Raw genomic sequence first — 12,676 nt, 5'->3', positions numbered from 1 at the left:
CCATCATCGATCTCATTCGCGATTAGAGAGCCACTAAATAAAATTGCTGACATTGCTAAAGCAAGCCCTGTTTTGTTGAGAGTCATAACAATTACTCCATTTCCTGTCATAGTAGTAGTTCGGATTAAAAATTTTTCAGCTTCCTTCAAATGTTGTGGGAAGCGATGAAATTATAAGAAAGGATCAGTGAAAGCTGTTCTCATGATTGAGAATAATTCAGGCTAGAAAGGAGTATTTAGGTGCGTCTCTTTAGTAGATTAAAGAAAAAAACAGCATAATCATAATGTTATTTTTTGTATTTACTTTAAGTGCTCATCAAGTATGAAATGAAGATAATATAAAGAAGTAATTCGTTCTATTGCATTGTTCAGATCATTCATCCTTTATTGATAAAGGTATCTTATCCAACAATCACCTTTATTATTTAATGTTTAAAATCATTAACTTATAATAATTAAAACTTAAAAGGTATGAGATAAAATATAGAAGGTTCATACTTTTTAAGTCTTTTTCGGTACTAAAATCCAATGTGATATCATTCTGAAGTGCTAAATTTTCTACTTAAAATTAAGATAAATTCTCTTTGCTATCCCTATTTAATTTTCTATGGGGGTAGTGAAACGAGTAAGTTAATGTGGTAGGAACATGGATGATCAGCTCTTTTTATTCGTCATTATTGGTATCGATGACACTGGAAACAAAAAAGCCCCTGGAATTCTGGATCGTCACCAAGAGTCAAAAACAAGTTACAGGACTCATTAAGCACTCAAAAGAACAAGAATTGCTGTTAGCACCCAAGTTCGCCACCGGAGATGGCGAACTTGGCTTCTGAAAAGTCATGGCTAAGTGCGGGCCGCAAGCTACAGTAGCGTAAGTGACAAATATGCTTAGCAAGGTACCCAAAAGCGTGCTACCACGGATGAAGGATGCATTACAAGATATCTTGGATGGCAGAGATCTCTACCTTCCTAAAGCGCCTCTAAGCCAATAGAATCCATGTTCGCCACAGTATGTTTGAGTACGAACAAGACGAAGAACTGTGGGACCAGAAAGACTACGTTGATGATGACCTACAAGTTAATACGCAGTGCAGAAATGAAGTAGTGCCGTCTACAACAGTTGTGTCCTCCTGACGGATGTTGTAAAGGATTTTAGCTTTATTAGTGGAGTGAAAGAAATGGAAACTCATCAACAGGCTACTGTACGCTCTCCATACATTATCTTTGACAATAGTTATTCCTATAATCCACACTTACTGTACCTCCATTTTACAAATTAAAAGGTACTCGTACTGTTAACTGAAAGTCGGGAGTGTCTTCTGTAAGACCAGCTTGAGCACTAACATTGATAGATGAGCGTTCACTAAAGGCATAGTTTATACCAAAAGTTAATGCATCTAATTGAAGCAACTTAGCATCATCTGCCGATCTGCCATTTACTTTGCTTTTTAAAATAGTTTTATGACTAAGCCCTAAAGAGAATGAAAGATCAGGATTCACCGCAAAGCCCATTCCCCCAGAAAGAGAAATAGTGTCCCCAAGATCAACATCAGCTTTTGTATCGCCAACTGTAACAGTATCTTCTAAGTTATAAATGTAACTTAAACTAGCGAACAAAACCGCAGGATCAACAGGGTGAATAAGAGATAAATTAGGCTCAAAACTCCAAAAACCCGAGCCAGTAGGGACATCACTAAATGCGTTGCTTCCATCTTCAATAGAAACATCATAAGGCGATCGTCCTGTATCCGACTTGACTCTAAGGCCACCTACCCAGTATGGCGCAGATTCAAAGTTAAACTGGTGCCTCAATGCGAACTCTACATCACCAAGCCCTCCACCATCCACCGTTGTGTTTACGACTTCACTGTTTGAACCATCTTGAATGGGACGCGTAGAAACTTGGTCATTACGATATACATATGGCACTCTAACTTCTAACTCTGTGGCGTTTGTTAAACCATACCGAGCAGTTAAGCCAACGGTTACTGTAGTCCTATCCGAATCACTCACTTCAATTCGCCCAATAATCAGAGTTGGTAAGACTGTATACCCAACAACAGATACTTTGTTTGAAGAGTTCTGTGTATAGCTTAAAGACGAATCAAATGACCATTTACCTTTAGGTGTGAGAACGCCTGGACGCTCAATAACATCACCAGCAGTTTGGGCGCGTTGAGGAATATCATCTCCTTCAGCGCCATATGCATTTCCCACAATGAATAAACTACAAAGATAGGTACCCAGTAAAGCCTTCCGTAACATCGCATCTTTCCTTTTGCTGATGATCGTACCCAAGTAATCTCAGGCAATAGCTTGAGGTGAAGCCACTAGCTTATAAACAATTAGAATAGATTCTATGTTTTCGCAATATTATTAATAAAATAAATTGCTTACAAACGCGATTCCAACAACGCCCCCATAGTTCTTTGCTGATTTGGTTGCGTATTTCGATAGCTATATGTAACATGTAGCCAAATGGAAAGAGGTTACAGTGTAACAATTTTTTATATTTATAACTAATGCGACAGATTGATAGTCTTTAGGTCATCATAACCGCAACCAAGCACCAGCTTGATTGCCTTTTTTCTGAACCCTTTTTTCATTAATTCTCTTACCTTTGGTTTAAGGTCATTCGGAATTGAGGTTCGGGAAAGTTCCTGTTGTCGAAGCTTAAATTCGTTTACTCGTAAGTTCGCGTTCATTAGAGCCTTACACATAATTTCCCCTCCCTCTATTCTGCCTTTGGTTTTAATGAAATGCCTGTTGTGTACTCTTTCGCTTCGTCGTGGAACGTTCTTAAGTAGTGGTCAGTCACGGCAACACTAGAGTGACCAAGCGCGTCCTTAATCACTTTCAAAGAGGCTTTCTTTTCAAGCAGGAGCATGGCGTACATTTTTCGCATCGAGTGTGTTGATAGCTGATATGGCAATCTCAACTCCATTGCTATGCGCTTATACGCTCGGTTGATATACTGGATGCTGATCGCATTGCCCTTTTTGGCCAAGTGGTGATTAGATTGAAACATCAACTCATTATGGCCATTGTGTAAGTAGATACGTTTAATCAGTTCTTCCAGTTCGGCATTAACGTGAATGGTGATTCGAGCGGCCTCTTTAGCGGCTTTTTCGCTCTTACCTCGGGCCATACGGCCTTTAAAACCTTTTGATTGAACAATGTTAAATGAAGACCGGATCACGCCATTTATCATCACATCGCTGAATTTTAGCTTCGAAATGTCGCAATAACGTAAACCTGTACGAACCTCCATTTCAATCATCATAGAGATAAGTGGGTTAATGTCATCCATTAAACGGATTATTTTTTCCAACTCGTCTAAGTCACGCGCAGGGAAAGCAGGCATTAGATCAACTCCACGTGATTAGCATTAACCGTTTTAAACTCGCCACCAACGAACACTTGAATTTGTAGGGTTCGAGATAACAAGCTAAATCCCAAGAATAAGCCTAGTTCGCCATCGACACGCACGAAGTCGTGGTGAACAGGTAAGCGGCCAAAGTGGTTGATCATCTTGGTTTGTGCTTGGATGCTTTGAGCTTCTTTAATTGTGTTTATGGCAAAGCGAAGTTGAGAGCGAATCTTTAGCGCATTATTACCTTTTCGAGCCTTGCTGATCGTGCCTTGCACACAAGGGAAACCGTAGAAATTGCGAATGATGGCGGCGGCTTGTTCTTGGCCTCCACATTCATTAATTAGCTCATCCAAAGAGATAAGAATAAGGTCGTGGTGGCGCTCTTGGATGGCACTGCGTTTACTCGCCCACTCATCCGAAAGCGACACCAATTCATTTTTTTTAAACATTTTTGCTGATCCTTTTTTGGCAAAATGCCAGTGTTTGCTCGGAATACAATATATTCCAAAGGAATATCTTTTTCAACTATGTTCGGAATAATTACATTAAAAGCACGAAGGGTTTCAGAAGTGACCGACTAATCAACTTTTGACAAATAACGCAATAGTGCTCAAAACACCACCAGCAAGAAGTCATTTTTTATCAATATTCCTATGGAATATTTAGGTTCATTCACACAAAATGCCAGGATTAGAAAGCAATCTTAGATATTTGATAAGTCATTGTTTTTATTGGATTTTGTGTCTTTTTGCGTCGATGACCAGCGACAAAGCATTGGATAAGTTAGTTTCAGTTCTGTCTAGAACTGAAACTAAAAGAGGTTTTTTGAAACTCGCTACGACAATTACCCGTCTTTGGAAATATAATGACGGTGTTACGTCGTCACGCGAAACGAACAAATATGCATATCCTCAATTATTATGCGGTATAGGTCACGTTCTCAAAACCTAACTGCTAGTAACGATATGTTTGCATTATTTTGCATATCTAGACAATCAAAGATCACAGTCTCATAATACTCCGCGAACATCAGCTCGGCTGGCGAGAATCCCCTAAACTCTTTCCAAATCAGAGCTATATACGTATTGGCTATCCAGTCAATTGGCTTAAGAGATATAGATATGCACTGCACGTTGAATCAATTAATTCCAATCGAAATACTAGACAAATGTGACCTGTCCCTAGATGTATTTAGCAGCTCGTTCCTCGATGACGCGACCGACATTTGCATGATGCATCTTATCCAATCGCATCCGAACGCACTATGCAATTCATCCATTAATCGTGATGACGTATTAAACTTCGTTCGAGATCACTTCTTCGCTTAAAAAGCAACACTTATAACGTTCTTCTGTTCGTTTTTTATTTAATTCCGAACACAAAAACGGTATGCTACGCATTAAGGATAAAGGTAGGGTTTTTCGTTACTCGCATACGCTCAGGGATGGAGTGTAACCTTTATCCTCCAATGTAATTTGGAGCAACCGTTCACCATGATTAATAAAAAAAATACTGAAATTAAAGATTTAAAAGCTATTGATATAGAAACACTTAATCAATTACTTGCAAACAAACAAACGGCAGATGCGCGCCTAAAACGTGCCTTGAAGCACCGCGCGACTTTTTCCGAACAAATAGATGGCAAAGAAGATAGTGGACTATTCAATGATCGCATCGTAGCTGTAGTAAAACGTGGTAATCCAACCACTCGTTTACTTGAGTATATTGAGGCCGCGAAATCAGCCAATAAAGAGCTTTTAGAGCGCGCACCTCAATACTTCAACAGCTCATCTAACTCATTTAAAGAGACGACCGTAATTGAGAACGTCCGTCGCGTTAACATCACAATTAATAAAGCAGCTAGCAGCCAGAAAGTCACTGGCGCACGTCTAGCCAAAAGACTTGAAGCATACCTACGCGACCTCGACCGTAAACTCTCCTACGATCTTCCAGAAGATGAGAAAGAACAGCTCACTAACAATAAAAACACTGCATTGAATGAATTGAAATACTTCAAAGACAATGCAGACGTTGAGTTTAGAAAGCGCGGTCAAGAACACAATGACATTGTAGCTATCATCCATACCTATGATGGCAACAATGGTGGCATTTCTCGCGTAGCTAAAAAGGTTCACGTTAACGCTGGTGGCCTTGTTCTAATTAGGCATCGCTCTTGTAAAGATCACGATGTGCTAATCACGAACAACACCACTGAGGGACGTTCGATATTCGATGAAGCGAATGCTTTTAAGTCGGTACTGTACCCTAACGCTAATATGTATATAGAAAGCGAAGTTGACGCTATTCGTGAAGCCAGAAAAGAGCTTAGAAGCAAGAACGAAAGCAAAGCACGTTCGCAGTTCGATGGATTAGTGAACTAAGGTTTTAAGCTAAATTATTGTTGTTCCGCTTTGATTGGTGATTTGGTGGCGATATTTAACGGTATCGCCACCTTTTCATATTACTTTTATATGTTGGCACCAACGGAATTAAGCATCGTCCGATTCAAGCGCTTCCAGTACCCATTGTTCTACTGAACTGCGAGACTCTAGCATGCTCTCTGTTACTTCCATTTCGTGCGGCACATAATCTACCAATTGAGAAAAACAGTATGTATCCCAACGGTCAGGTGATGGGATGTTCATTTTCTCTTTCATCATCGGTTTTGGCATCATTACCCATTGGCCTGACTCGTTGATTGCACAAGGTATTTTACTGCCTTGTTCTGCCGTCTTGACGTTCTTATCTATCTGCATGCGGCCTTGGTTTATCGCATCCCGAGCCATAACATTGGCATACGCACGCTGGTTAAAGAAACGCTGCTTATCGCTGGTGGAGTGCATCTTCTTACCCCAACGAATGCGCTGTACGCGCCGTCCGTAGCGTTCTAAGCAAGTCGCCGTGTCATAACCTACACCGTCACTATCCACTGCTATCGTGATGTTTGGGTACAAGTCCTCACTACACTCTGCATGGATAATGTCAGCGAACCGAACCGGATCGACCGTGCTTGGTTGTTCAAGCAATTTCACGCTCTTAACGATGCGCTCCATGCGTTGACCCCAAACCTTGCAGATATTGAGTATCGAGCGGTCACGACCATTACCAACGTCCACCAGCGCAGCCCAACCCCAACCATCGGGCATATCGAGGTTGAGCCTTGCGCTTTTGTCCAGCGCATCCCGACTAAGCAGCATGCCAGCAATGGAACTTGGGAACTCCCCACGTACTTTAATCAGGTATTCCGGTGCCTCTCGACCGCCATACTCCAATCGCTTATCGAGGATAAATTCCACGGTTACGAACGGAGATTCCTCGGAGTTAAGCCGGATGGCTCGCCATCGACCACTAGGCTCGGCTAATCGGTGATGCGTATCGTAGAAATAGCCGCTAGGGCGCGTTGGCTGGCTCAATAACAGCATTCGGTTATCTTTCTCGGTCAATGCCCCCGCTAACACACCAAAAGCCTTGTCAGAGACGCCTGACGCCTCATCGACAATAACAAACAAGTGTTTAGCGTGTTCACCCGCTAGCGCTTCCTCGTTACCAATACGGCACGATTTAGCACTGGTTTGCCAGATACCTTTTGCTGAGTTTTCAAAAAAGGCTGTCTCGGTAATGGTGAAGTATTGCTGCAACCAACCATGCTTTTGTAAGAGCGTGTTCCAGTTGGATTTTAGGTACTTCCATACACCGATTTGTACCTGTCTCGCGTTGTTCGCCACCAGCACAACACGCGCATTGGGGAAGCAGAGCATGAAAGCAATGATCATGATACTGGTCATGTCTGACTTGCCTGTACCGTGGCCAGAGCTGACAGTCGTTCGCGCACCAATACGCTGAGCACTATCAATGATTTTGCGCTGCTGCCAGCTCGGCTTCTTACCGACTAGCTCAACAGCGAGGCGTTTCCAGTCATAGCGATACCGCTTAACTAGGGCAGGGTAACGGGGATCTTGTGTTACGCTCTTTATTCTTCTAGCCACCAAGTACCTCGAAGCTGTCTACATCGTCAAACCCCGACACTCCCTCGTTATCGAGGTCATCATAGGCTTGCTCTTTAGCGGCTTCGTTTTGTATTTGGGATGGGGATAGGGTAGGTTCTACGCCGTTCTCTAGGTCTTCGGCTTCTTTGATTCGTCGGTTTACTTCTTCTTTGCGCGCAGGTAGCCAGTTATCTTGCTGCTCAATCTGCTCTAACGTGTAGTCATCAAACAGCTCATCCAGCTCTTGCTCACTGATACCAGTGTCGTCTACTTCTGGCTCTAGGTTCGCTAGTTCTACCTTAGCTTCATGCAATAGCGTTGCTGGTGGACGTGCGCCTAACTTCTCGATTTGCTGACACGTCTCTAAGGCTGTCCAGTTGTTCTTAGTGCGCAGAGAAAGCATTTCTATTACTAGGCTGGTTTCTTCCGCTGGCAGTAAGTGTGGCATCATCAATTCAGCGTATTCCTGTTTACGCAAATCGATGTAGCGCTTGGCCTCTTGTTTGGCCATCGTGGAAATACTCAATTCCAGTTCACGCAATCTGGTGCCATAGCCAAAGATGAGACGGTCACGCATGGCGTTTATGTCTACTGGCTGGTTTTCGTCATCGAGCGGAATGTCTCCGCTTTCTTCCATTTCATCGATCTCTTTAAGGCGTTTAGCTAACGTCTCATTCATTCGGTAATACTGCGAACGGGCAATAATCAGTTCGTTGCAAACCGAAAGCGGATCGGTATCCATGAGAATATCCATGATTTCGCCAGTAATACCCGCACTACGGGCATAACCACCATGCACAACAGGGCGACCCACTTGAGCACTGGAATACTGCGAAAGTCCCTCAACTGATCGCTGCTTGCGCAGTGATCCAATACCCCCTGTTTTCGCGCGATCGCCTTGCGCACTTTGCGCTTGCGCAGTTGCCCCCGCTTCTTTGGACTCTGATTTATCAGCTCTTTTTTTCTTCTTGTCGTTTTTCGCTTCTTGAAATTTCGCTAATTGCTCATCGTAAAGATCAAATAATCGATCAAACTCGGGCAGCGATCGCATGGAATTAAACTGGCGGCGCAATGTCGCACCATTCACCCCTTTATCTTTCGCAAAAGCGGCCATCGTGAGCGTTGGGTTTTGAGCGCCACGCACGAGAAATTCTTTCAAAAGGGAATGCCAGTCATTGCCCTGACTGGTCTTTTTCGCTTTGATTTTTGGCATAACGGACGGTTGGAACTTGCCGCCCGTTTTGGCTGGCCGTTTTATATATCGCTTAGCGGTGCCGTACTTCAATCCGTTGGCTTCGCAATACTCGGCCAGCGTCAAAGTCGGCTGCTTCTCTAACTGCTCCCAAAACTGCTGTTGGTGAGCCTGATAGTCAATCTTGCCGGACACGGTTAAACCCCATTCATTTTATTACGTTCGGAATAATACAGAGTTCAAACAGGTGACAACAACACGAACTAGGCCAGTTAAAAAATAATTTAATTGTCAATAATGTTTTAAAGACAAAATTTGATAACGCGACATTAAATAGTATTTACAGTAACGATTTTCTGCATATAATCATGGCCAGCTAGTGAGTAACGCTACTCATGTACAATTGATTCTGCGGCACGATATAGTAATTGGCTGCGTTATCTCACTAGCCACCTTCCCCCATACCCAAGACAACGCGCTACGTGACGAAAGGAATACCCCCTTGAAAGCACCCGAGCGCATCAAATTCAGACACAAAGCCAAAACCAAAGCACGACAAACCATGTTTAGAACCCGCCAACGGGAAAAGGGATTAACGCTACTTCAAGTGCGAATTTCACGCCTTGCTCACGCAAAAGCATGCGAACAATGCGAACAGAACGGAATTACCCTGACCGAGCTGTATCAGTTGGCCATCAACAACACTGATCCAAACCAACTACCAGAAAAGCACCCCGAAGTAATCGAGGGCGACCTAGTAGGGGCACGCCAAATCAGTCCTTGGATTGACCCCGAAGTTGCAGAGACGTTTGAGAAATTGGCCACCAACTACCGCAATCGAACCATAGCGATGAGTGCCATCGTCTATGCGTATTGCGCTCGATGCGAAGCTGAATGAGCCGAACTGGACACGCTTGGGGCGCACTGTGCTTTGCGCCCGTTCCTCTCGCCTTAATGGCAGACACAACACCACTGCATTCAATCCTGGCATTTCTTGGTTGCTTAAGCGGTTCGAGCGCACCGGACTGGCTTGAATTTGACAGAATCCCGCACCGAACTTACACCCACATCCTTTCGATATGGCTCGCTGTAACGGTTTATGGCTATCATTTAGCGATAGGGGGCACATTAATACCCATTGAGGCGTTAAAAGCCACCAGCACGATTCTAGGTGCGATTCTGTGTGGATTTGGATGCGGTTGTGTGTCGCATTGGCTTGGGGATGTGTTAAACCGCCAACCAGTGCCGATTTTTACCCCATTTGATAGGTACTGTTTGAATCTATTCGCTTCGGGGAGCCACCAGCGAATCACATGCGTATTCATTTTCTCGGTAGCGTGTATTTTAGTTGGTTTTTTACGGCCTTTATAATTCCGAATAGACTTTTTAAAAATGATGTTTTTAACATAAGAAAAGGCCACATTTTACCGTGGCCTTTTGATTTTGAGGAGTTGTCAATAACAGGTAATTCAATAACCAATCAATTGGCCATCTATATTTTGGAGTATCCACGTCCATTTTCTTGCGAGCGAGGTAAATATAGAACACTAAAAATGCCTCTTCAATAGGTTGAAACACGACACATAAAAAGAGCCAGTATTTCTACCAGCTCTTTTGCAAACCTTCTTTGAATCACTCGCCGAAGCTGTACGCTTCACACGAAAACAAGGCAATTATATTGATACTTACCTCGAAAAATCAAGAAAAAAGCGCCAATGGAATAACCAAAGGCGCTTGAGCACAGTTGTCTAAGATTTTTAAAGGAAAACACGGTCGTCACAATGGCAACTATTTAAATCGCGTATACATAAATTTATCCGTTCGGAATGCTAGTTTCAAGTATTTTTTACCTAGCTACTCGCCTAGCTCTTTACTAGAAACACTGGCTAGCTCATCACTATGTGCCGTGTGGGCATTTAAGCCATTCAATAGCTCTGCCTCTGTAAACAATGAGCGTTTCTTTTTGTTCTTAGTCGCCTTGGGAACTGTTTTACCTTTCTTTTGTGCTTGAGTACGCATGCTTCACCTTTTGTAGTGCATCGCTTTGTTAATACTATGCTCTTTACTCCACTCAATCTAGCTGACGCTTTCAGTTTGCTTAAGGTGATTGTTTATTTCGTGAATCATCTTGCGTAAGGAGTTATCCAGCTCTTTGGTGTACAGCTTATCCTTGGCCAGCTCTCGCTTAAGGATGCGGTCGTGTTTGCGATGCCAGAATAGTTCGTGGACTTTTCTCATAGTGCCTGCTCATATAGGCGCTCTTTGGTAGGGGATAGATAGAACAAAGGGCTAACCCTCTTTCGAAGATCAACCCTTTGCCCTCTTTGGGAGCCTGTAGGTTTTACCCTACAACGCTTGCACAACCTTATTAGACAAGCGCACCGTATAGGAAGTCGTATCCGTCACTGTCCTATGGGAATAATACTAAACTCATTCCGAACATATCACAATGTTAGTTTGCATTTCATTTTGTGATTTTTACCCATTTAAAGATTGTTTCTGTCGCTTTTTTCTGGTGGCTTTCTTGAGTGTTTTATAGTAGCCAATCTTTATCAGAAAGAAGTACCACAGCGCGTTAAGAGGCGTAGCCCTCAACCAAGTCCAGCCACCACGTTGTGAGTTCTTCATGTGGTAACAACATCATGCCTTCACGGCCTTTTCTGGCTTGTTCTAGCGCCTTTTCCAGAAACTCAAACTTAAGGTCGAACGGAGGATTGCACCACCAGCCATCTTCCCATTCACCTTGTAGGCCATCGAACCCAACACAAACAGGGTTTAGGAGCTGAGCTGCCTTGTGTTTTGGCTTAAGCTCGGCTGTTCGTTAATCCAGTCAGGAGCCACGTAGAAGCGGTTCGCCTTGGCGGTTTGTGGCTCGGCGGCCACGTCTAAAACAAACTGTTTTCCGGTATCACGTCGAAAGAGGAATTGAGCATCAAAGAAATAGTCCCAACGAGTCGCCCATTTGTTCTTTGCGCCCTCGACGGTCTTACTTTTGACTAGGTGCGCCATTCTCTGACTTCTCCCCACTCTTGGCCGCTACAGTAATGCGCTCTATGCGCTCTGCGTCCAAATCAATCTTCACTCGCTCTATCTTTGGATAGACCACCAATCCATAAAAGCTGTATGTGCCAATACCGACAACAGCCACCAGCGCTAACACAATGGTTATAGCCAGTAGCCGAACGGAGCCGATAAAGACACGTAGCCCAATTGCCTTACTATCATTCATGGACGCGTACCATGTCCTTGTAAGCAGAGAACAATACGCTGTGCTCGGTTTTGACACCTAAGCGCTCTTTCGTCGCCGGATTAATGGTTGTGCGTTCACGCTCTATGTGACGGAAACGGCCAAAGCCTCGAATTTGCACCTCACGGCCTTTCGCAATCTCAACCAGAATGTGATTGATCATTGCATCCAGACAATCGCCCACCAGCTCTGCATCATCACCAGTAAGCTTTAAGCCAAGGCGTTTAGAAATGTTTCTTTCAATGTCAGTTCGGTTTAAGCGTGTACTCATTAATGTGCCCCCTTGATCTCGTTTACCTTGCTTGCCAGCTCATCGCGGAATACATCCGATGCACTAAAAGTCAGCTTGTCTCGCGCAGCTACAATCGCTGGTGCTCCCGTTTTTGGATTACGGCCAGCTCGCGCTTTCTTAAGGCGAGGTGCGAACGTACCGAAACCACTAAGCAATACAGCATTGCCCTCAATCATGGTTTGAGTTGAGATTTCTTCGATAAAGGCATCAAAAACCAGCTCGCATTCTTCACGTAATGCGCCCGTTTCTTTTTTCATTGCTGAGATCAGTTCGTGCTTACCTACGGCTTTTTGTTTAGACACGCTAAGTCCTCTTGAATATCTTTCAGATAAATTCCGTGCTGTTGGCCTAGAAGATTGATGGCGTAAAGAACCAGTTCTTCTCGACTGCTACAGCCAAGTTCTATTTGGAGTCGCCTAATTTGCTCTCGTTGTGTCGCGCTGGCGCGGTAGTATTGACGTTTAATGTCAAACCTAGCCATCTTGGCAAGATGACGATTCCAGCGCTGCTGAGGGGTTAAGGCGTTTTTCTTGGGTTTACGTCCTGCCATTAGACGATTATAACCATTCCGAACACACCGTAAATAT

General features: G+C 43.6%; 15 protein-coding genes and 1 pseudogene. 4 read left to right on the top strand and 12 right to left on the bottom strand.

What is annotated here, in order from left to right:
• Positions 1-633: 633 nt before the first annotated feature.
• Positions 634-1,204: pseudogene (locus tag R7P69_RS18505) on the top strand (IS256 family transposase); the annotation flags it as partial.
• Positions 1,205-1,268: 64 nt separating this feature from the next.
• Here the strand turns inward: R7P69_RS18505 and R7P69_RS18500 are convergent.
• The 3 genes from R7P69_RS18500 to R7P69_RS18490 form a co-directional block, all read right to left on the bottom strand.
• Entirely contained in the window at positions 1,269-2,264 is a 996-nt protein-coding gene (locus R7P69_RS18500; RefSeq protein WP_054579104.1) for a transporter, read from the bottom strand.
• A gap of 469 nt (positions 2,265-2,733) precedes the next feature.
• On the bottom strand, positions 2,734-3,363 hold the full coding sequence (locus R7P69_RS18495) for a tyrosine-type recombinase/integrase (RefSeq protein ID WP_017634090.1): 630 nt from the start codon (positions 3,361-3,363) through the stop codon (positions 2,734-2,736).
• Entirely contained in the window at positions 3,363-3,821 is a 459-nt protein-coding gene (locus R7P69_RS18490) for a hypothetical protein (RefSeq protein ID WP_054577250.1), read from the bottom strand. The genes R7P69_RS18495 and R7P69_RS18490 overlap by 1 nt, the downstream gene beginning before the upstream one ends.
• 1,044 nt (positions 3,822-4,865) lie before the next feature.
• On the opposite strand from R7P69_RS18490, the gene R7P69_RS18485 reads away from it, so the two are divergent.
• Positions 4,866-5,753, top strand: coding sequence for a hypothetical protein (locus R7P69_RS18485; RefSeq protein ID WP_017634088.1), 888 nt, complete (start codon positions 4,866-4,868; stop codon positions 5,751-5,753).
• 108 nt (positions 5,754-5,861) lie between these two features.
• On the opposite strand, the gene R7P69_RS18480 is transcribed toward R7P69_RS18485, so the two are convergent.
• Positions 5,862-7,358, bottom strand: coding sequence for a hypothetical protein (locus tag R7P69_RS18480; RefSeq protein WP_017634087.1), 1,497 nt, complete (start codon positions 7,356-7,358; stop codon positions 5,862-5,864).
• On the bottom strand, positions 7,351-8,745 hold the full coding sequence (locus R7P69_RS18475) for a hypothetical protein (protein WP_213916127.1): 1,395 nt from the start codon (positions 8,743-8,745) through the stop codon (positions 7,351-7,353). Before R7P69_RS18475 ends, R7P69_RS18480 begins: the two co-directional genes overlap by 8 nt.
• A gap of 307 nt (positions 8,746-9,052) precedes the next feature.
• Here R7P69_RS18475 and R7P69_RS18470 point away from each other — a divergent pair, with 307 nt between their 5' ends.
• Together R7P69_RS18470 and R7P69_RS18465 are read left to right on the top strand one after the other, a co-directional pair.
• Positions 9,053-9,448, top strand: coding sequence for a hypothetical protein (locus R7P69_RS18470; protein WP_213916128.1), 396 nt, complete (start codon positions 9,053-9,055; stop codon positions 9,446-9,448).
• Positions 9,445-9,921 (top strand): metal-dependent hydrolase, encoded by a 477-nt coding sequence (locus tag R7P69_RS18465; protein WP_155486347.1) that lies wholly within the window; start codon positions 9,445-9,447, stop codon positions 9,919-9,921. The genes R7P69_RS18470 and R7P69_RS18465 overlap by 4 nt, the downstream gene beginning before the upstream one ends.
• Before the next feature lie 483 nt (positions 9,922-10,404).
• Here R7P69_RS18465 and R7P69_RS18460 read toward each other — a convergent pair whose 3' ends face one another.
• The 7 genes from R7P69_RS18460 to R7P69_RS18430 all read right to left on the bottom strand — a co-directional run bounded on the left by R7P69_RS18460 (position 10,405) and on the right by R7P69_RS18430 (position 12,639).
• Positions 10,405-10,569 (bottom strand): hypothetical protein, encoded by a 165-nt coding sequence (locus R7P69_RS18460; RefSeq protein ID WP_170894064.1) that lies wholly within the window; start codon positions 10,567-10,569, stop codon positions 10,405-10,407.
• Between the two features lie 57 nt (positions 10,570-10,626).
• A complete protein-coding gene (locus R7P69_RS18455; RefSeq protein ID WP_017634083.1) occupies positions 10,627-10,788 on the bottom strand; it encodes a hypothetical protein in 162 nt (53 codons plus the stop codon).
• Positions 10,789-11,325: 537 nt separating this feature from the next.
• Positions 11,326-11,559 (bottom strand): hypothetical protein, encoded by a 234-nt coding sequence (locus R7P69_RS18450; protein ID WP_017634082.1) that lies wholly within the window; start codon positions 11,557-11,559, stop codon positions 11,326-11,328.
• On the bottom strand, positions 11,537-11,779 hold the full coding sequence (locus R7P69_RS18445) for a hypothetical protein (RefSeq protein ID WP_017634081.1): 243 nt from the start codon (positions 11,777-11,779) through the stop codon (positions 11,537-11,539). The genes R7P69_RS18450 and R7P69_RS18445 overlap by 23 nt, the downstream gene beginning before the upstream one ends.
• The gene (locus R7P69_RS18440; RefSeq protein ID WP_017634080.1) at positions 11,772-12,068 is read right to left on the bottom strand and encodes an HU family DNA-binding protein; all 297 of its coding nucleotides are present in this window, start codon (positions 12,066-12,068) and stop codon (positions 11,772-11,774) included. The genes R7P69_RS18445 and R7P69_RS18440 overlap by 8 nt, the downstream gene beginning before the upstream one ends.
• On the bottom strand, positions 12,068-12,391 hold the full coding sequence (locus R7P69_RS18435; protein ID WP_017634079.1) for an HU family DNA-binding protein: 324 nt from the start codon (positions 12,389-12,391) through the stop codon (positions 12,068-12,070). Before R7P69_RS18435 ends, R7P69_RS18440 begins: the two co-directional genes overlap by 1 nt.
• Complete coding sequence (locus R7P69_RS18430; RefSeq protein WP_017634078.1) at positions 12,370-12,639, bottom strand: hypothetical protein; 270 nt, start codon at positions 12,637-12,639, stop codon at positions 12,370-12,372. Before R7P69_RS18430 ends, R7P69_RS18435 begins: the two co-directional genes overlap by 22 nt.
• Between the last annotated feature and the right edge of the window lie 37 nt (positions 12,640-12,676).

The sequence above is a fragment of the Vibrio sp. 661 genome (assembly GCF_033339315.1).
In the GTDB taxonomy this organism is placed as follows: Bacteria; Pseudomonadota; Gammaproteobacteria; order Enterobacterales; family Vibrionaceae; genus Vibrio; species Vibrio alginolyticus.
The sequence above is the reverse complement of the archived record's forward strand: the minus strand, read 5'-3'. Positions and strand labels throughout refer to the sequence as shown.